Raw genomic sequence first — 19,272 nt, forward strand, 5'->3', positions numbered from 1 at the left:
GTTGAGAAAAACAGATCGTTATCCTGTCAAAGGGGTCAATTCGCTTAGACAAGTCTATCGGACGGTCCCCTTTCTCAAGGTTGTGAAAAACTTTATCTTTATTCAAATGGCAAGGTATACGCCTTTTATGGGAATGAAAAATTGGATTTATCGCACCTTCCTTCGGATGAAAGTCGGGGAGGATACGGCGTTTGCTTTAATGGTGATGGTCGATCTCATGTTTCCTGAGAAAATCACTGTCGGCCGAAATAGTGTGATTGGTTATAACACAACCATTCTGTCCCATGAGTATTTGATTAAAGAGTATAGGCTTGGGGAAGTCTATATTGGTGATGAAGTGTTAATTGGGGCAAATTCAACGATTCTACCTGGAGTGACAATTGGTGATGGTGCGATTGTATCGGCGGGAACTCTTGTGAACAAAGATGTTCCGGCAGGCTCCTTTGTTGGAGGAAATCCAATGCGGATGATTTATACGAAAGAGGAAATGGAAGCACGTCAATCTTCGTCTGCTGAGTAGCTCGGCAGACTTTTTTGTTGACATTCTAACTTGGTGTAACTATAATGATTACAACAGAGGTGAGAAAACATGAAAATCAGCAGCAGATTTACTGTCGCTGTCCATATTCTGGCCTTGCTATCACTTGAAAAAGGTTCTTTACAGACATCGGAGGATATCGCAGGAAGTGTCAATACAAATCCAGTGGTGATTCGTCGTATCATGAGTAAGCTCAAAAAAGCAGGCCTAATCTCAACGAGTCTTGGCAAAGGCGGTTCTCAATTGAATCGCAGTGAAGATGACATGACACTGCTCGATGTGTATAAAGCGGTTGAAGTTGTGGATGAGGGAGAGTTGTTTCAAATTCATGAAAGCCCTAACCCTGACTGTCCGATCGGTGCAAATATTCAAGCTGTATTAGAATTAATTTTGTGCCGTGCTCAAAGTGCGATGGAGCAAGTGCTTGCTGAGATCAAATTAAGTGAACTAACGCAGGTTTTAATCAAAAAAATTGGATGATCTATTCAATTTTTTTTACCTCTGTTGTAACTATCGTGGTTACATCTTAAGTGATCAAAATAACAATATATTGTAGGAGGAATTTACATGAACATTGGAATCATTGGCGCAACAGGTAAAGCAGGACAACACATTTTAAAAGAAGCTCAATCGAGAGGGCACGAAGTAACGGCAATCGTTCGAGATGCACAAAAAGTGACCAATTCATCAGCAGCTGTTTTAGAAAAGGATGTTTTTCACTTAGAGGCAGGAGACGTCAAAGGTTTTGATGTGATCGTAAACGCATTTGGTGCACCAGCAGGACAAGAGCACCTTCATGTAGAAGCAGGGAAAAAACTCATTCATCTCTTGAAAGAGACACCAGAAACGCGTTTAATCGTTGTGGGAGGTGCTGGAAGTTTATTTGTAGATGAGGCCAAAACAACTAGACTGATGGACACACCGGAGTTTCCAAAGGAATACTTTGCTACTGCTTCACACCAAGGAGAAAACTTAAAAGATCTTCAAAAGACCGAAGGATTAAAATGGACATTTTTAAGTCCAGCAGCCTTCTTTAATCCAGCAGGCAAACGGACAGGTGCTTATGTGAAAGGCAAAGACCATCTTATCGTCAATTCAAAGGGTGACAGCTATGTGAGTTATGCTGACTACGCCGTTGCACTTGTCGATGAGATAGAACAAGCTGCTCATGTTGGAGAACGATTTACTGTGGTTTCTGAAGCAGAATAAGTAGAATAACATGCGTTTCATTGTCGCTAAAAAACGATGAGTGAGGAGTCTGTCTTATGAATGATCAAGAAAAATCTTTCATCTATGTATGGGATGCGTATTGTGGCTGGTGTTATGGATTTTTCAACAGCATCCGTGCTTTACACGAAAATCACCCTGAGATACCACTGACACTTGTATCGGGCGGTTTATTTGTAGGAGAGCGTCGTCTACCGATAAAGAATTATCCACACATTTCAGAAGCAAATGAGCGTATCAGTCAGCTGACAGGTGTCGAATTTGGAGACCGTTACGAAGAGTTGCTAGAAAACGGAACATTCATTTTAGACTCTGAGGCTGCTGCAATTGGATTTTCTGCATTAAGATCCATCGCACCAGAGCGTGCATTGTATTTGGCTTCATCTATGCAAAAGGCCTTTTATCAAGACGGAAAAAGCCTAAGTGATGAAGAAACTTATAGAGATATCGCTATGAAACACCAACTTGACCCTGATGTATTAGTTGAACGAATGAAGGAGACAGAAACGATCAATGATGCGTATGCCGATTTTGCAAAGGTTCAGCAATTGAACGTGAATGGCTATCCTACACTTTTACTAAAAAAAGGGGATGAATACATCAGCCTTGGTGGGGGTGCGATGACGGCTGAAAAGCTTGAAGACCGTCTGAAGGAAATACTAACAAAATAAATCATTCAAAAACATCCTCCATTCGTATGGAGGATGTTTTTGATGCATGTGTAAATTCTCTCAATGGGAGAAGTGGTTTATGCTTTAATGATAATCGCCTGGCTGCCCATCTGTTTCCAAGAATCCTCAAACTGTTCACGATCTACTTTTTGATTCTTCTCTCCGTATGGGTTATTTAAGTAGACATGATCTTTGTCATAGCCTGTGATGACCACGCTGTGCATATTAAAGCTGATATCTATTTTCCCATTTGGTGTATTCCATGTTTCAATGTTATCTGTTTTGGCGAAGGTCGAAGTGGTAATGACCCAGACAGGATAACCTTTTTCAAGTGATTGATAGATGGCCTTTTTGACTGGCTTGCCGGTTAAGTCAACGGCTTGATTACCTACATATTTTTTCGCAAGCTGATAAATGGGTTCGTGGTACACACCAAGACCTGGCCCATTCTCCATATCGCCTACAAACCCGTCATGAGGGTCTCCTTTTAAGCCATTCTCATAATTGAGCGGGACACGCTTAATCTCGTTTGCCAATGCGTTTTTCGTTATATGCTCATAGCCGCTGTAATGAAGAAGCATGGCTAAGCTTGTGACTTCGCATCCGTTATAAAGCTTTGGTGCATCCATTTGATTAAAGAGGATGACGTCCATGGCTTTTTTATTTCCTTTTAAACTAGAGTGTGTCGTTTCTGTTTTTTTCGTAGAACGTGTTTCTTCTGCTGCTAGTGCGGTATCATTTTCTTTTTCTTTGGCTTCTTGCGGTGACGTTGTTTTCTTGACTTGGTCGAATTGTGAAATGTAAATAAAGCCGAAATAAACAAGACATGCGCACAACAAAGTTAAGATTAATGTCTGGATGAATTTCACTGTAATCTCCTGTGTTATTCAATATTTTTAAGTATTATAGCATGTTCCTAAAGCAAAGAGATCAAAAAGGATTAGGTGTCATTTTAATGTAATATATGAACAAATGATTAAGGAAAAAAAGGGGAAAATAAAAATGATTGATTTAATTACTTTATTTTGTTAGCATATTATCATATTAGCGAACTAAAGGATTCGGAATTTTTTGTTTTAATGTGTTGGAGGTGCGGTACATGTTCATGTTTGAAAAACCATATGGTATGCGAGATTCATTACCAGGATTGTATGAGACGAAGAAAAGAGTTAGGCATTCTTTAACAGAGGTCATGAATGGTTGGGGTTATCGTTTAATGGAAACGCCAACGCTTGAATTTTACGATACAGTCGGTGTTCAATCGGCGATTACAGATACGCAGCTGTTTAAGCTTCTTGATCAAAATGGTCAAACCCTTGTGCTTAGACCTGATATGACGGGACCAATTGCGAGAGTGGCGGCTTCAAAGCTTCACGAACAGGCGTATCCGCTTCGAGTCGGTTATGCAGCCAACGTGTTTCGGGCACAGGAAAGAGAAGGGGGAAGACCTTCTGAATTTGAGCAGGTCGGTATTGAGTTGATCGGTGATGGTTCGATTAGTGCAGATGCTGAAGTCATAGCGCTTGTCGTGTTTGCATTAAAAAATGCTGGACTTCAATCCTTCAAAATTGCGATCGGGCATGTGGCTTTGGCTGAGACCTTGTTTTTAGATGTACTAGGGAATACAGAGCGGGCGAACGTATTGCGCCGATTTTTATATGAAAAGAATTATGTGGGATACAGGCAGCATGTTAAACAATTGCCGCTCTCATCCATCGATAAAACAAGGCTGCTCCAGCTTTTAGAGCTGCGCGGCGGTCAAGAAGTGACCCAGCAGGCTGAAGAAATTGTGGTGTCACAAGAGGGCAAAGAAGTGCTGGCGGAGTTAAAGGCGCTGTGGGAGACACTTGATGATTACGGCTGTACAGAATATATCCGTTTGGATTTAAGCATGGTTAGTCATATGAGCTACTATACTGGGATTTTGTTTGAAGTATTTGCAGATCATGTTGGGTCTGTGATCGGAAGTGGAGGAAGGTATGATCAATTGCTTGCTCACTTTGATGCACCCGCACCTGCTACAGGCTTCGGACTTCGATTAGACCGTCTTCTTGAGGCACTCGACGCAAAAGAAATAAATGAGCCCCAAGAGGCTGTGATTTTTAGTAAAGAACAGCGGCTTGAAGCATTTGATTTTGCAGAAAAAGAGCGGACAAAGGGCAAAAGGATTGTTCTCCAAGACTTAGCAGGTATTGAAAATATCGATGCCATGACCAAGGCATTTGAGCAAGTGACTTATTTTATCGGCACTAGAAAGGAAGAGCAAAATGGGTAAAGTGTTGACAATGGCAATGCCAAAGGGGCGGATATTTGAAGAAGCAGCAGGGCTATTAAGACAGGCTGGATATCAGCTGCCGGAGGAATTCGAAGATTCAAGAAAATTAATCATTGATGTACCGGAAGAAAGTCTCCGCTTTATTTTAGCGAAGCCAATGGATGTGACGACATATGTAGAGCACGGTGTAGCAGATGTGGGCATTGCAGGCAAAGACGTCATGCTTGAAGAAGCAAGGGATGTGTACGAAGTGCTCGATTTAAACATTAGCAAATGTCATTTAGCTGTAGCGGGCTTGCCGGGAGCCAGCTGGGGCGGTGTCGCGCCGCGTGTGGCCACAAAGTACCCAAATGTCGCTTCTTCTTATTTTAGAGAACAAGGTGAGCAGGTGGAGATCATTAAGCTAAATGGTTCCATTGAATTAGCACCGCTCATCGGACTTGCCGATCGAATTGTTGACATTGTCTCCACCGGTCAAACACTTAAGGAAAATGGGCTTGTCGAAACGGAACATATTTGTGACATTACGTCACGTTTTATTGTCAATCCTGTGAGTTATCGAATGAAGGATGCGGTAATCGATGAAATGGCGCAGCGTCTGGCAAGAATCATCGAAGGAGAAGGGGAGGAAACATCATGAACATCACCTACATACAAGAAGGTGAGACAGACACTCTCTCACTCAAGCGTTCTCTAGATACAGGAACGGAAGAGCAGCGATTGGCTGTTCAGCGAATAATCGAAGAAGTGAGAAAAAATGGTGACGAAGCGGTACGGTCTTTCACGAAGCAATTTGACGGTGTCTCTATTGAACAGCCACTTGTGACGGAGGATGAAAAGACAAAAGCCTACGAACGTTTGGACCCGGAGATGATCCAAATCATCCAAACGGCGATCCGGAATATTCGAACATACCACGAGCGTCAGCTGACCTCCTCTTGGTTTTATCACCAAAAGGACGGTTCAATGCTAGGTCAGAAAGTAACACCGCTCGATGCGGTCGGTGTATATGTCCCAGGCGGAACGGCCGCCTATCCATCATCTGTTTTAATGAATGTGATCCCGGCACTTGTTGCCGGCGTTGAGCGAATTGTCCTTGTGACACCGCCAGGAAAAGACGGTCGTCTGTCTGACGCTGTACTAGTAGCAGCGAATGAGCTGGGCATTTCAGAAATGTACAAAATGGGTGGTGCTCAGGCGATAGCTGCTCTTGCATATGGAACGGACAGTATCCAGCCTGTTGATAAAATCACCGGTCCAGGAAACATTTATGTAGCACTTGCCAAACGGGAAGTATTTGGTCAAGTAGACATTGATATGATTGCGGGCCCAAGTGAAATTGCTGTTTTAGCAGATGAAACGGCAACCGCACATGAGGTGGCAGCTGATTTGCTTTCACAGGCAGAGCATGATGCGTTGGCATCTAGTATTTTGGTGACACCATCCAAGGTACTGGCTGAAAGAGTGCAAGCAGAGGTGCAAGCGCAGCTGGACACTTTGCCAAGAAAATCAATCGCAGCACAATCCATTCAAGACCATGGCCATATTTACGTGACAGAATCCTTGGATCGTGCAGTTGATATCGTGAACCAGTTAGCCCCAGAGCATTTAGAAGTGCTGACGGCGTATCCAGAATCACTACTTGGTCAAATCAAGCATGCTGGAGCGATTTTCTTAGGGCGTTACAGCCCAGAGCCGGTAGGGGATTACTTCGCAGGACCGAACCATGTGCTGCCAACAAACGGGACGGCAAGATTCTCCAGTCCGCTTGGCGTCACGGATTTCCAAAAGAAAACGAGCATCATTTCATATAGCAAAGAAGCTTTTGAAACACATAGCGAAAGCATTGCAGCTTTTGCAAGATTAGAAGGGCTTGAAGCACATGCAAGATCGATTGAAGCGAGAAAGCGGGAGGAATCAAAATGAGACAGGCAGAAACAGCGAGACAGACAAATGAAACGAACATTTCGTTAGCGCTAGAGATTGATGGTGAAGGAAAAGCAGATATTCAGACAGATGTCCCTTTTATGACGCATATGCTCGACTTATTCACAAAGCATGGGCACTTTAACTTATCTGTAGATGCAAAAGGAGATACAGATGTCGATGATCACCACACAACAGAAGATATTGGCATCGTGCTGGGACAGATGTTTAAAGAAGCGCTCGGGGATAAAAAAGGAATTAAGCGCTACGGCTCTAGTTTTGTTCCAATGGATGAAACACTTGCCCAAGTCGTCGTGGATTTAAGCAATCGTCCTCATTTGGAAATGAGAGCTGATTTCCCGAGTCAGAAGGTCGGCACCTTTGATACGGAGCTGGTTCATGAGTTTCTTTGGAAATTTGCCCTTGAAGCACGAATCAATCTTCATGTGATCGTTCACTACGGATCCAATACCCACCATATGATTGAAGCCATTTTTAAAGCGATGGCACGCGCCTTAGATGAAGCAACAACCATTGATCCGCGTGTGAAAGGGATTCCGTCGACAAAGGGGATGCTCTAATGATTGGCGTCATTGACTATGGAATGGGAAATTTGTTTAGCGTATCAAAAGCACTGGAACGAGCAGGAGCGTCTTATATCGTGTCTTCTGAAGTAGAGGAGCTGAAAAAGGCAGATGCGTACATTTTGCCAGGAGTCGGTTCGTTTCGTGATGCGATGCAGCTGTTAAGACAGACAGGACTTGAGGCGTTTATCCACCAAGTCGTGCAGGAAGGAAAGCTGTTATTTGGCATTTGCCTTGGTATGCAGCTGTTGTTTGAAGAAAGTGAAGAAGCAGGAAAAACAAAAGGGTTAGGCTTTTTAAAAGGACGTGTCGTTCTTTTGAAGGATCGTGATCAGGATGGACAAAGGCTGAAGGTGCCTCATATGGGCTGGAATGAGCTCACATTTCATCAGCCGTCACCATTATTTGACGGTGTGCCGGAAGGATTTGCATACTTTGTTCACTCTTATTATGTGAGCGGCATGAATCCAGAAGATCTATTGGCAAGTGCACCCTATGGCGTTCAAGTACCTGCCGTTGTTGGGAAGGGGAATGTGTTTGGAACGCAGTTTCACCCTGAAAAAAGCAGTACAACAGGAATGACACTGCTGAAACAGTTTATTCAATTAGCAAACGAACAGAGGGTGAGCAAATGAGTGATTTTACATTATATCCAGCAATTGATATGAGAAATGGCAAATGTGTACGACTTGTGCAAGGAGACTATGACCAAGAAACCATTTATGGAGATTCACCGTTAGACATGGCGAGACGGTTTGCAAATGAAGGAGCGAAATGGATACATCTTGTTGATTTAGATGGCGCAAAAGCAGGAAAACGCGTGAATCACGAGCATGTGCTGGCGATTGCTTCCTCATTAGATGTGAATGTCCAAATTGGCGGCGGCATTCGGACAGAAGAAGATGTTGCATTCTATCTAAACAATGGCGTATCGAGAGTCATTCTTGGCAGTTCAGCGGTGTCAAACCCGATTTTTGTGAAAAAAATGCTGGCGCAATATGGAGAGAAAATTGCCATTGGCATTGATGCACGAAACGGTTTTGTATCGACTGAAGGGTGGCTTGAAACGTCGGAAGTGAAGGCGGAGGAACTCGGTAAGGAACTGGCAAAGGAAGGCGCAGAGGTCTTTATTTTCACTGATATTCAAATGGATGGCATGCTGTCTGGTCCAAATGTGGAAAGTACGGTTCGATTAGCAGAAGCAACTGGCAAACAAGTCATTGCCTCAGGTGGTGTCAGTGCAGTAGGTGATCTGCAAAAGCTATCAGCACAAAAGCAGACAGGTGTGTCTGGTGCAATCATTGGCAAGGCGCTGTACACAAAGCAATTTACTTTAGCAGAAGCGTTTGAAGGGCTTGACAGCATATGATGACAAAACGAATCATTCCATGTCTTGATGTAAAGGAAGGGCGTGTGGTCAAAGGGATCCAATTTCTAGGGTTGAAGGATGCTGGTGATCCGGTCGAATTAGCGCAGATCTATGACGAGGAAGGTGCGGATGAACTCGTCTTTCTTGATATATCTGCCTCTCATGAAGGCCGAAAAACAATGGTGGATGTGGTCAAACAAGTTGCATCCACTCTCGCTATCCCATTCACGGTGGGTGGCGGGATTAACCACCTTGATGACATGAAGCGTATATTAAGAGCGGGGGCAGACAAGGTGTCTGTGAACACAGCGGCTGTTTTAAGACCGGAGCTAATAACAGAAGGAGCCGACTTTTTTGGTTCACAGTGCATAGTTGTTGCGATTGACGCGAAATACGATGAAGAGAAACAAGCATACATGGTCTATACGCACGGAGGACGCCGTCAAACGGATTTAGAAGTGAGTGACTGGGCGAAAGAAGCCGTGCGAAGAGGAGCAGGCGAGATCTTGCTGACTAGCATGGATGCCGATGGTGAGAAAACGGGATTTGAGCATCGTTTGACGAGGCTTGTATCAGAAGCAGTCACAGTGCCAGTTATTGCTTCAGGAGGTGCTGGCAATGCGCAGCATATGCTGGAGGCTTTTACAAAAGGTGAAGCTGATGCCGCACTCGCAGCCTCTATTTTCCATTATAAAGAAACCTCTATTCAAGAGGTGAAGACATATTTGAGAGAACACGGGGTGAAGGTAAGATGAAACAGGCAAACGAATTAATCTTTAATGATGCAGGTCTCATTCCTGCCATTGTACAGGATGCTCAAAGCAAGGAAGTTCTTACTTTGGCGTATATGAATCAAGAATCCTATGAAAAAACATTAGAGACAGGGGAAACATGGTTTTTTAGCAGATCGAGAAATGAGCTTTGGCACAAAGGAGCTACATCTGGACACACCCAGCGTGTTACATCTATTCGCTATGACTGTGATCAAGATGCCCTGCTTGTTCTAGTGACACCAAGCGGCCCAGCCTGCCATACAGGCAGCTATAGCTGTTTTTCAGAAGATGGCGTGAAACAGCCAAGGGGAGAACAAGACCGCTTTGCCATTTTAAATGAACTGGAACAGGTCATTGCGAAACGGCAGATGGAAATGCCAGAAGGAGCTTATACGACCTATCTTTTTGAAAAAGGAGTCGACAAAATCCTGAAAAAGGTAGGGGAAGAAGCTTCTGAAGTGATCATTGCGGCGAAGAATCGTGATCAAGAAGAATTGAAATGGGAAACAGCAGATCTCCTGTATCACCTTCTTGTGTTATTACGTGAACAGCAGCTGCCTCTTGATGATGTATTAAAGGTATTGAAAAAGCGTCACCAAGGGGAATGAAAAGCCGGGGGTCTCTCGGCTTTTTGCTTTTAAATGAAAAACAAATCCTTCCTTTCCTTTTGTTCTATGTGACGACTCATGAAGTATGTTATACTACACACGGTACACTGTTCGAAATGGAGGGTATCGGTGAGTAAATACACTTCTCAAAATAATCACACACAAGTCGTCCAGCTATTCCAAGATGGGCATTACTTTTTTCATAAAGGTCTAAAAGCATATAGAGAAAGAAATCTGTCTAGGGCAAGTAAGCTGATACAGCGGGCCATCGTACTTGAGCCTGAAAATGTAGAAATGCTGTCGCAGCTTGCCATTATTTATACTGAAATGGGTCATTACCAACAATCAAATGAACTGCTTGATTTTATCCTTGAACACTTGGATGAGAATATGTCAGAGTGTCACTACTTTAAAGCCAATAATTATGCGAATCTCGGTTTGTTTCAAGAGGCATATAGATGCGCCACTGCTTATGCTGCGCTGGAAGAAGACGGGGAATTTGCAGATGAAAATGACGATCTCCTCGATCTGCTTGATATGAGTGACGATGTTGATGAAGATTTTCCTTATGATCAGGATGATCTGATTGTAAAGCAGGATCAAGCCAACCATTTGCTAGAAAGCGGCAGGCTAGATGAAGCAATCGAGATGCTGGAACAGATGATTGTTGAGTATCCAGAGTTTTGGTCAGCGTATAATAATCTCGCTTTGGCCTATTTTTATTCTGGCCAAATCGATCAGGCAAAAGAAATGTTGAACCGGGTCCTTCATGAAAATCCCGGTAATCTGCATGCCCTTTGTAATCAGCTTGTTTTCTATCATTATGAAAAAGAAGAAGAAAAGGTCAATTTGTTAGCGAAGCAATTAACGCACGTGTATCCAATATTAAGTGAACAGCGTTATAAGCTTGGCGCAACATTTGCCCTTGTTGGAGAATTTGAATGGGCATTTAAATGGCTTTATTCTTTGTATAAAACAGGTTTCCAAGGTGATAGTACGTTTTTATACTGGCTGGCAAGTGCAGCCTATTATACGGGCCACAAAACGCTGGCGCAAACCGTCTGGGATAAGATGGTGGAAGAAGATATTGATGCAGATGAAATCAAGCCGTGGCAAGATAAACCAGAGGAGTCTGAGCCAATGGTTTCAATTGAGGAACGACTCACTGCCTACTATGTTAGCAAACAAAAAGGTGAACGTGACGTCTTGCAATCTGTTCTTGATTCCCGCGCTGCGAAAACGGCCTTTGAACAGCAGTTTATTGAGTTACTTTTATATGAAGATGAAATGGAAGAACGATCGTTTTCAGAAGATGCGGTCTTCGCAAAACAGGCGGCATCTGCTTTGGAAGAAGCGGTGCAGCCTGATAGCCACATGCCATATTTTTGGTTATTCCATATTATTCAGCAAGCACGCGCTTCAGGCGTAGAGAAGAAAAATGCCATTGCATGGGCAGCAGCTTCTTATTATCTATGGATGAATGAACAAGAAGAATCAGCTGTCAGCAAAAAAGAGATCGCAGCTTCTTTTCAGATCAGCGTTCAAACGCTGTCAAAATATGAGAATATTATTTGTGCGTTCATGGTTTGAATAGGTAAATAGATTCAGATAACAGCAGCATGGCCGAAAAGGTCATGCTTTTTTCTTGGATAAAAAGGTGGGATTTGCTAGGATTTGGCGAAGTATGACAATCTCGACATCTATTTGAAACATAAATGTAATAAAAATATTAGCTCATTTTGTCGATGTGTCATGTATAATGAAACTCGTGGATTAAAACAAAGACATATATTTAAATATTTTACTATACATAATGCAACACCTAGTGATAGAAACAATCTGGTCAACATCTGACTGAATCATCAGGAAGAAAGACACAGGAAGCACAGATTGGTCGCAGAGAATTTGCTGCTTTCTCATGTCGCTTGGGAAATTGTCAAAGGAGGAACTATACGTGAAAAAGTTTATTACTTTCGGTTTAGCTTCGGTGATTGGAGCGAGCGGTTTATTTATTCCATTTACTCATGAAGCAAATGCACAGAACTTTGAACAAAAGAAACAAGAACTAGACAGCAAGCAGTCAGAGGTAAACAAGAATCTTCAAAAGAAAAAAGAAGAGCTTTCAAAGCTTGAGGCAAAACAAGAGGCACTTGCGCTAAAGCTAAAAGAAATTGACGAAAAAGCTTTAAAAACAAGTGATCAAATCGAAGAAAAACAAAAAGAAAACGAAAAAACAAAAAAAGAAATCAAAGCACTGAAAAAAGAAATTGCTGATACAGAAAAACGTATCGAAGAAAGAAACGAATTCTTGAAAAAGCGTGTACGTGCGCTTCAAGAAAGCGGTGGTTCTACGAAATACATAGATGTATTACTAGGAGCAAAAAGCTTTAGCGATTTCATCAGCCGTGCAGGTGCTGTATCTACATTAATCAACGCAGACAGCGAAATCATTAAAGAACAAGAAAGAGACAAAGCAGAATTACAAAAGTCTGAAAACGAATTAAATACAAAGCTTGAAGATGTTCAAAAGACGCTTGCAAAGCTTGAAACACTTCAAACAGACTTAAATAAACAGCTTGATGAGAAAGACAAGCTATTCAAGCAAGTGAAAAAGCAAAAAGGAAGTGCTTCTTCTCAAATCAGCGAGTTAAACACTGAGGCAAACAGCATTGCATCTGAAAAAGACGCAACAATCGCTGCTCAAAAACAAGCTGAAAAAGAAGCAAGAGAAGCTGCTCAAAAAGCAAAAGAAGAAAAAGCACAAAAACAACAGCAGCGTCAAGCTAGTGTTCAAGCAGAAGACAACAGCTCTAATAACGACAGCGGTTCTTCTTCAAATAACAGTGGATCTTCAAATAACAATAGCAGCAGTTCACCAAGCAAAAAGCCATCTTCTGGCGGTGGATCACCTGTCAGCAATAACGTAGGCGGTATCGAAGGTGCAATCAGCACAGGTTCTACGATTGTAGGACAATCTCCATATAAATGGGGCGGCGGCAGATCACAAGCCGATATTGACGCACGTCGTTTTGACTGTTCTTCATTCGTTCGCTGGGCATTTGCATCAGCAGGCATCAACCTTGGACCAGTTGGCGGTACAACAACAGATACGCTTGTAGGTAAAGGAAGAGCTGTAAGTGCATCTGACATGAAACGCGGAGACCTTGTGTTCTTTGATACGTATAAAGTAAATGGACACGTTGGTATTTACTTAGGAAACGGTACATTCTTGAACGATAATAGCTCTCGCGGTGTTTCAGTTGACTCTATGAGCAACGTTTACTGGAAAAAAGCATTCAATGGCGTTGTAAGAAGAGTCGTTGAATAAATCATTACTTACTATATAACCGTAAACAGGCTTCCTTAAACAGCAGTTTAAGGAAGCTTTTTCTTTTTTTGAAGATATGAGCAAATGATTCGCTTATTACCCGCAGATTTAATAGGATATGGGTAAGGAATAAAAGCTAAGAGTGGAAATGATGCTCTCTGTCATGAATGGAAGCATCACCCAAGGGCATTCTAATAAGAAATGCTAGCAGCAATTGAAGAGGGAGTGACAGTTGTGTCAGAAGAAAAAATCTACGATACGATCATCATTGGAGCGGGTCCTGCCGGAATGACAGCCGCTGTTTATACATCACGGGGAAATCTTTCAACACTGATGATTGAAAGAGGAATTCCAGGCGGCCAAATGGCGAATACGGAAGATGTCGAGAACTATCCGGGCTTTGAAAGCATCTTAGGGCCGGAACTTTCAAATAAAATGTTTGAGCATGCAAAGAAATTCGGTGCCGAGTATGCGTATGGCGATATTAAAGAAATTGTAGATGGTGAAGAGTACAAAATCGTCAAAGCTGGTTCCAAAGAATACAAAGGACGCTCTGTCATTATTGCGGCAGGTGCTGAATACAAAAAAATCGGTGCACCAGGCGAAAAAGAACTTGGCGGCCGCGGCGTATCATACTGCGCGGTATGTGATGGAGCCTTCTTTAAAAACAAAGAGCTTGTCGTGATTGGCGGAGGAGACTCAGCAGTAGAAGAGGGTGTTTACCTCACTCGCTTTGCATCTAAAGTCACTATTGTCCATAGACGCGACAAACTGCGTGCCCAAAGCATCTTACAAGCACGTGCATTTGATAATGAAAAAATCGACTTTATGTGGAACAAAACCGTCAAAGAAATCAATGAAGAGAACGGGAAAGTCGGCAGTGTGACATTAATTGATACCGTGACAGGTGAGGAAGAAGACTTCAAAACAGATGGCGTCTTTATCTACATCGGTATGCTGCCGCTGTCTAAACCATTTGAAAATCTAGGGATTACAAATGCAGAGGGTTACATTGAGACGAACGAAAGAATGGAAACAAAAGTTGAAGGAATCTTCGCAGCTGGAGACATTCGTGAGAAAACACTTCGTCAAATCGTCACAGCAACAGGTGATGGAAGTATTGCAGCACAGAGTGCACAGCATTATGTAGAAGAGCTTGCTGAAAAGCTAAAAGCAATGAAATAAACAGCTGTCGTAAATCCTTAATATTGCGTCACGGGCTTTTAACTGGAATGTAACACGGGTGAAACAATTATCCGTTATGATGAAACTAGTAATTGACCCCCTTTTATAAGGAATACATGTTTGGCACGGATGTGAATCCGTGTCCTTTTTTTTGCTTAAAATCAGAAATTCACGAGATGTTCACAAATGACGCATGGAGAACCGTTAGATGTTGTAAAATAAAGAATAGAGAAAGTGCCCGTCACCATATTCATACGAAAACCTGTCTGTTTTCAGTGAAGAACGGGCATGTTCATTGTGGGAGTCATGATGAACCTGTATAATAAGAAAAAGACATAAAAGAGTAGGTGACAGCTGATGCAACGAGTAACCAATTGTGTGCTGCATCACGAAGATCAAGTTCTCTTGCTGCAAAAGCCAAGACGAGGCTGGTGGGTAGCACCTGGCGGCAAAATGGAGAGCGGAGAATCGGTCAAGGATTCAGTCGTTCGAGAATTTAGAGAAGAAACAGGCATTTATATTTTAAATCCGCAGCTAAAAGGCGTATTTACCTTTATCATAAAAGAAGGCGATCAAATCGTTCAAGAGTGGATGATGTTCACCTTTATGGCAGATTCCTTTACAGGAAAAAACGTATCAGAGTCGGAGGAAGGCATTTTAAAATGGCATGATGTAAAAGATGTGCCCAGCTTGCCGATGGCTCCAGGAGATTCCCATATTCTTGACTTCATGTTGAAAGGCAAAGGACTTCTCCACGGCACTTTTACGTATACACCAGATTTTGAGCTGATTGCTTATCGATTAGATCCTCAAGGAGACTAATAAATGAACCGTTTTCATAAAGAAGGAGAGGGAGCAGGCATGAATACGCACAAACAAGATGATATTCAGCTTGTGATTATTACAGGAATGTCAGGTGCGGGGAAAACCGTTGCCATCCAAAGCTTTGAAGACTTAGGTTACTTTTGTGTGGATAACTTACCGCCATCACTTTTACCGAAGTTTCTAGAGCTCATGAAGGAATCCAATTCAAAGATGAGCAAGGTGGCCCTTGTGATGGATTTGCGCGGACGCGAATTCTTTGATAGCTTAATTGCTGCCTTAGATGAGATGAGTGATATCGGCTGGATCACACCAAGGATTCTATTTTTAGATGCAAACGATAAGGTGCTTGTCTCAAGATATAAAGAAACGAGACGTTCTCATCCCCTTGCGACAACAGGTTTGCCGCTCGAAGGAATTGAGATGGAACGCGATCTGTTAGAAGAGTTAAAAGGCCGGGCTCAAATGATTTTTGATACATCGGATTTAAAACCCAAACAGCTTCGAGAAAAAATTGTCGCACACTTTGCCACGAGCCAAGGGCAGGTGTTTACAGTGAATGTGATGTCCTTCGGTTTTAAATACGGTCTGCCGATTGATGCTGATCTTGTATTTGATGTGAGATTTCTGCCGAATCCTTACTATATTGAGAGCATGCGTCCACAGACTGGAAACGATGAAGAAGTACGCTCCTATGTCATGAAGTGGAGTGAAACGCAAAAGTTCACAGAGAAATTAATCGACCTTCTCAGCTTTATGCTACCGTCCTATAAACGAGAAGGGAAAAGTCAGCTGGTGATCGCTATTGGCTGTACAGGCGGACAGCACCGATCAGTGACGCTAGCGAACTACTTATCGGAGTATTTTAAAAATGACTACTATACTCATGTCACTCACCGGGACATTGAAAAGAGAAGCAGAAAATAGATGACGACACTTCCAAAGGTGGTCATTCTTGGCGGGGGCACTGGCTTATCTGTTTTACTTAGAGGATTAAAGACAAAGCCAGTGGACATTACTGCCATTGTGACGGTAGCTGATGATGGAGGCAGCTCAGGCAGACTGCGACATGATTTGAATATTCCGCCTCCAGGCGATATTCGAAATGTACTTGCGGCACTCTCTGATGTCGAACCGCTTGTAGAAGATTTATTTCAGCACCGTTTTAATAAAGGGAATGACTTAACAGGCCACTCTCTCGGCAATCTCATTCTTGCGGCTATGACGAATATAACCGGTGATTTTTTTCATGCCGTCACAGAAATGAGCAAGGTCTTAAATGTGAGAGGAAAAGTATTGCCAGCAGCGAATTCAAGTGTTGTTCTTCATGCGGAATTAGAAAACGGGCAAGTGGTAACAGGAGAATCAAAAATCCCAACCTATGGTGAGCGAATTAAACGAGTGTTCCTCACACCCGATACGATTGAGCCGCTCCCAGAATCGATTCAAGTCATTCGTGAAGCCGACTTGATCGTCCTTGGACCTGGCAGCTTGTATACCAGTATTTTGCCCAATCTGCTTGTACCGCATATTGGCGAAGAAGTGATTCGTTCTAAGGCGAAAAAAGTGTATATTTGCAATGTCATGACACAGCCGGGGGAAACGCTTTCCTACAGTGCAGCTGATCATGTGCAGGCATTAAACGATCATATGGACCGACCATTTATCGATACGATATTTGTGAACAATAAAGAAATTCCAGAAGAAATCAAAGCAAAATATGCAGAAGAACAGGCGCAGCCTGTACAATTCGACACAGATGTACTCAAAGCCATGGGACTAGAAGTCATCCCTGGGGAAATTATTACATATGACCAGCATGTGATTCGTCATGATACGTTGAAAGTAGCTGCGCTGCTTGTCGATTTGCTGCATCAGAAAAAATAGGAATGGGGGTGGCAAGGATGTCATTTGCATCCGAAACAAAAAAAGAGCTGACTAATCTGGAAGTGAAGGACTGCTGCACAAAAGCAGAGCTTTCTGCCCTCATCCGTATGAACGGTTCATTATCTTTTTCTAATCGAAAATTGATTTTAGATATACAGACAGAGAACGCAGCCATTGCAAGACGTATTTATACCCTTTTGAAAAAGAAATACGATGTGACTGTCGAGCTGCTCGTTCGTAAAAAAATGAGATTAAAAAAGAATAATGTGTATATTGTCAGACTGGTAGAACGAGCGAAAACCATTTTAGAGGACCTAAAGATATTAGGTGAACAATTTGTATTTGAACGCAACATTTCAGAAGAACTTGTGAAGAAAAGATGTTGCAAGCGTTCCTATATGAGAGGTGCTTTTTTAGCAGGAGGTTCTGTGAATAATCCAGAAACCTCTTCGTATCACCTTGAGATTTTTTCACTATACAAAGAACATAATGATGCTCTTTGTGAGCTCATGAATCAATTCCATCTTAACAGTAAAACACTTGAACGCAAAAAAGGCTTTATCACATACATGAAGGAAGCGGAGAAAATTACGGAATTCTTAAGTGTTGTGGGTGCTCATAACTCATTGCTTCGTTTTGAAGACGTGCGCATCGTCCGAGATATGAGGAATTCTGTGAACCGGCTCGTCAATTGTGAAACAGCAAACTTGAATAAAACGATCGGTGCCTCACTGCGCCAGGTTGAAAATATTCAATTCATTGACGAAAAGATTGGACTAGACGCCCTGCCAGATAAGCTGCGTGAAATTGCGCAACTGCGTATTGACTACCAAGAAGTCACACTAAAGGAACTTGGCGAAATGGTGGAAAGCGGCAAGATCAGCAAATCAGGCATTAATCACCGTTTAAGAAAGCTAGATCAAATTGCAGAACAATTAAGAAACGGACAAGCTGTTACACTCAAATAGGGAAATAAAAAAGGGAGGCAGATCATATGGTGGAAAAAACGGTCACAATTCAGCTGAAAACGGGTTTGCAGGCACGTCCGGCTGCTTTGTTCGTTCAAGAAGCCAATCGTTTTGGTGCTGATATTTTTCTAGAGAAAGATGGGAAAAAGGTCAATGCGAAGAGTATTATGGGACTGATGAGTCTTGCGATCAGCTCTGGGGTCACCGTCAAACTAATAGCTGATGGAGCAGATGAACAAGAAGCCATCGATGCGTTAACGGATTTTATCAATCAAGAAAACTGAGTCTCTTTCAAGGGCTCAGTTTTTTTAGGAGGGAAAGTTGTGATTCAATCAGCCTTTTTACGGAAAATTGGATATGAAGCCGCGTCCATTACGTTTGATCAATTACCGGATTTACTAAGGAAGATGGCTTATACCTTTCCTTTTGAAAATAGATCTGTGGTGGGTAAACACGCCTATGCTTTGGATCAAGAAGGTTTGAAGCATCATCTTTTGGAAGGCAGCAGAGGTGGGCTTTGCTATGACCTCAATCCGCTCTTATATTATGTCTTAAAAGAGGCAGGTCTCGCCGTAAAGCTCGTTCAAGGGACCGTATATAACAAAGAAGCAGAGAAGTGGGCACTGGATGGGACGCATGTAGCCATCGTCCTTCAACATCACCATGAGCGCTACCTCATTGATGCAGGATTTGGTGTGAATTTACCCCTTCAGCCCGTCCCTTTTACAGGTGAATGGGTGGAAGCACCGTCCCTTCGTTTTCGCGTGAACGCAGAGGAAACAGAAAAAGGAACCCATTTACTCCAATTGGATAGGGGAGCAGGTGCTGAAACAGGTTATGCTTTCACATTAAAAGAAGTCGGTGAAGATACACTTGTGCAATTGCGGCATGAGATTTATGAAAATGAAGCCTCTCCTTTTAACAAAAGGCTGCTTGCATCCAAACTGACACCAACAGGTCGTGTGATCGTGACAGAGGATCATGTCACGATACATGAACAGGAAGAAGTATCGAAGAAACCACTCTCACAACCGTTTGAGGAGTACGTACAAAAACTGCTTCCGTAAACAATATCAAAAAAGACAGCCCTTTTGACTTAGGGCTGTCTTTT

At 42.6% G+C, this 19,272-nt stretch carries 22 protein-coding genes; 21 read left to right on the forward strand and 1 reads right to left on the reverse strand.

The features are described 5' to 3' along the window. The first annotated feature begins 1 nt into the window (after position 1). The 4 genes from MHH23_RS04360 (at position 2) to MHH23_RS04375 (ending at position 2,436) form a co-directional block, all read left to right on the forward strand. On the forward strand, positions 2 to 520 hold the full coding sequence (locus MHH23_RS04360; protein ID WP_024719892.1) for an acyltransferase: 519 nt from the start codon (positions 2 to 4) through the stop codon (positions 518 to 520). Between the two features lie 69 nt (positions 521 to 589). Next, positions 590 to 1,018 carry an Rrf2 family transcriptional regulator gene (locus tag MHH23_RS04365; RefSeq protein WP_024719891.1) on the forward strand — a complete coding sequence of 143 codons (429 nt, stop codon included), beginning with the start codon at positions 590 to 592 and terminating at the stop codon, positions 1,016 to 1,018. Between the two features lie 87 nt (positions 1,019 to 1,105). Then, positions 1,106 to 1,747, forward strand: coding sequence for an NAD(P)-dependent oxidoreductase (locus tag MHH23_RS04370; protein WP_035389623.1), 642 nt, complete (start codon positions 1,106 to 1,108; stop codon positions 1,745 to 1,747). A 56-nt stretch (positions 1,748 to 1,803) separates the two neighbouring features. Next, positions 1,804 to 2,436, forward strand: a complete 633-nt coding sequence (locus MHH23_RS04375) for a DsbA family protein (protein WP_340958959.1) — start codon at positions 1,804 to 1,806, stop codon at positions 2,434 to 2,436. A 77-nt stretch (positions 2,437 to 2,513) separates the two neighbouring features. Here MHH23_RS04375 and MHH23_RS04380 read toward each other — a convergent pair whose 3' ends face one another. After that, the gene (locus tag MHH23_RS04380; protein ID WP_024719888.1) at positions 2,514 to 3,305 is read right to left on the reverse strand and encodes a C39 family peptidase; all 792 of its coding nucleotides are present in this window, start codon (positions 3,303 to 3,305) and stop codon (positions 2,514 to 2,516) included. A gap of 230 nt (positions 3,306 to 3,535) precedes the next feature. On the opposite strand from MHH23_RS04380, the gene MHH23_RS04385 reads away from it, so the two are divergent. The 17 genes from MHH23_RS04385 to MHH23_RS04465 all read left to right on the forward strand — a co-directional run bounded on the left by MHH23_RS04385 (position 3,536) and on the right by MHH23_RS04465 (position 19,228). Then, positions 3,536 to 4,711: an ATP phosphoribosyltransferase regulatory subunit gene (locus MHH23_RS04385; protein WP_340958960.1), complete on the forward strand. Its 1,176-nt coding sequence runs from the start codon at positions 3,536 to 3,538 to the stop codon at positions 4,709 to 4,711. After that, the gene (hisG, locus tag MHH23_RS04390) at positions 4,704 to 5,351 is read left to right on the forward strand and encodes an ATP phosphoribosyltransferase (RefSeq protein WP_259253531.1); all 648 of its coding nucleotides are present in this window, start codon (positions 4,704 to 4,706) and stop codon (positions 5,349 to 5,351) included. The genes MHH23_RS04385 and hisG overlap by 8 nt, the downstream gene beginning before the upstream one ends. Beyond that, positions 5,348 to 6,637: a histidinol dehydrogenase gene (gene hisD / locus MHH23_RS04395; protein WP_340958961.1), complete on the forward strand. Its 1,290-nt coding sequence runs from the start codon at positions 5,348 to 5,350 to the stop codon at positions 6,635 to 6,637. Before hisG ends, hisD begins: the two co-directional genes overlap by 4 nt. Continuing rightward, entirely contained in the window at positions 6,634 to 7,218 is a 585-nt protein-coding gene (gene hisB, locus MHH23_RS04400; protein WP_135009650.1) for an imidazoleglycerol-phosphate dehydratase HisB, read from the forward strand. Before hisD ends, hisB begins: the two co-directional genes overlap by 4 nt. Beyond that, entirely contained in the window at positions 7,218 to 7,856 is a 639-nt protein-coding gene (hisH, locus tag MHH23_RS04405) for an imidazole glycerol phosphate synthase subunit HisH (protein WP_125589558.1), read from the forward strand. The genes hisB and hisH overlap by 1 nt, the downstream gene beginning before the upstream one ends. After that, a complete protein-coding gene (gene hisA / locus MHH23_RS04410) occupies positions 7,853 to 8,590 on the forward strand; it encodes a 1-(5-phosphoribosyl)-5-[(5-phosphoribosylamino)methylideneamino]imidazole-4-carboxamide isomerase (protein WP_039169085.1) in 738 nt (245 codons plus the stop codon). The genes hisH and hisA overlap by 4 nt, the downstream gene beginning before the upstream one ends. Beyond that, positions 8,587 to 9,345 (forward strand): imidazole glycerol phosphate synthase subunit HisF, encoded by a 759-nt coding sequence (gene hisF / locus MHH23_RS04415; protein WP_035389615.1) that lies wholly within the window; start codon positions 8,587 to 8,589, stop codon positions 9,343 to 9,345. Before hisA ends, hisF begins: the two co-directional genes overlap by 4 nt. Beyond that, positions 9,342 to 9,971 carry a bifunctional phosphoribosyl-AMP cyclohydrolase/phosphoribosyl-ATP diphosphatase HisIE gene (hisIE, locus tag MHH23_RS04420; protein WP_138279041.1) on the forward strand — a complete coding sequence of 210 codons (630 nt, stop codon included), beginning with the start codon at positions 9,342 to 9,344 and terminating at the stop codon, positions 9,969 to 9,971. The genes hisF and hisIE overlap by 4 nt, the downstream gene beginning before the upstream one ends. A 129-nt stretch (positions 9,972 to 10,100) precedes the next feature. After that, positions 10,101 to 11,561: a tetratricopeptide repeat protein gene (locus MHH23_RS04425; protein WP_058336955.1), complete on the forward strand. Its 1,461-nt coding sequence runs from the start codon at positions 10,101 to 10,103 to the stop codon at positions 11,559 to 11,561. Between the two features lie 364 nt (positions 11,562 to 11,925). Beyond that, positions 11,926 to 13,299 (forward strand): C40 family peptidase, encoded by a 1,374-nt coding sequence (locus MHH23_RS04430; RefSeq protein WP_041091649.1) that lies wholly within the window; start codon positions 11,926 to 11,928, stop codon positions 13,297 to 13,299. A 234-nt stretch (positions 13,300 to 13,533) separates the two neighbouring features. Next, positions 13,534 to 14,484, forward strand: coding sequence for a thioredoxin-disulfide reductase (gene trxB, locus MHH23_RS04435; protein ID WP_024719880.1), 951 nt, complete (start codon positions 13,534 to 13,536; stop codon positions 14,482 to 14,484). 357 nt (positions 14,485 to 14,841) lie between these two features. Further along, positions 14,842 to 15,306, forward strand: a complete 465-nt coding sequence (locus MHH23_RS04440) for an 8-oxo-dGTP diphosphatase (protein WP_008348133.1) — start codon at positions 14,842 to 14,844, stop codon at positions 15,304 to 15,306. 39 nt (positions 15,307 to 15,345) lie between these two features. Continuing rightward, on the forward strand, positions 15,346 to 16,233 hold the full coding sequence (rapZ, locus tag MHH23_RS04445) for an RNase adapter RapZ (RefSeq protein ID WP_024719879.1): 888 nt from the start codon (positions 15,346 to 15,348) through the stop codon (positions 16,231 to 16,233). Next, entirely contained in the window at positions 16,234 to 17,193 is a 960-nt protein-coding gene (locus MHH23_RS04450; RefSeq protein ID WP_008348128.1) for a gluconeogenesis factor YvcK family protein, read from the forward strand. A gap of 17 nt (positions 17,194 to 17,210) precedes the next feature. Next, complete coding sequence (gene whiA, locus MHH23_RS04455; protein WP_008348125.1) at positions 17,211 to 18,161, forward strand: DNA-binding protein WhiA; 951 nt, start codon at positions 17,211 to 17,213, stop codon at positions 18,159 to 18,161. Between the two features lie 26 nt (positions 18,162 to 18,187). After that, on the forward strand, positions 18,188 to 18,445 hold the full coding sequence (locus MHH23_RS04460) for an HPr family phosphocarrier protein (RefSeq protein WP_008348124.1): 258 nt from the start codon (positions 18,188 to 18,190) through the stop codon (positions 18,443 to 18,445). Positions 18,446 to 18,484: 39 nt separating this feature from the next. Further along, complete coding sequence (locus MHH23_RS04465; RefSeq protein ID WP_039169092.1) at positions 18,485 to 19,228, forward strand: arylamine N-acetyltransferase family protein; 744 nt, start codon at positions 18,485 to 18,487, stop codon at positions 19,226 to 19,228. Positions 19,229 to 19,272: the final 44 nt, after the last annotated feature.

This window comes from Bacillus sp. FSL K6-3458, from assembly GCF_038005045.1.
Lineage (GTDB): Bacteria > Bacillota > Bacilli > Bacillales > Bacillaceae > Bacillus > Bacillus altitudinis.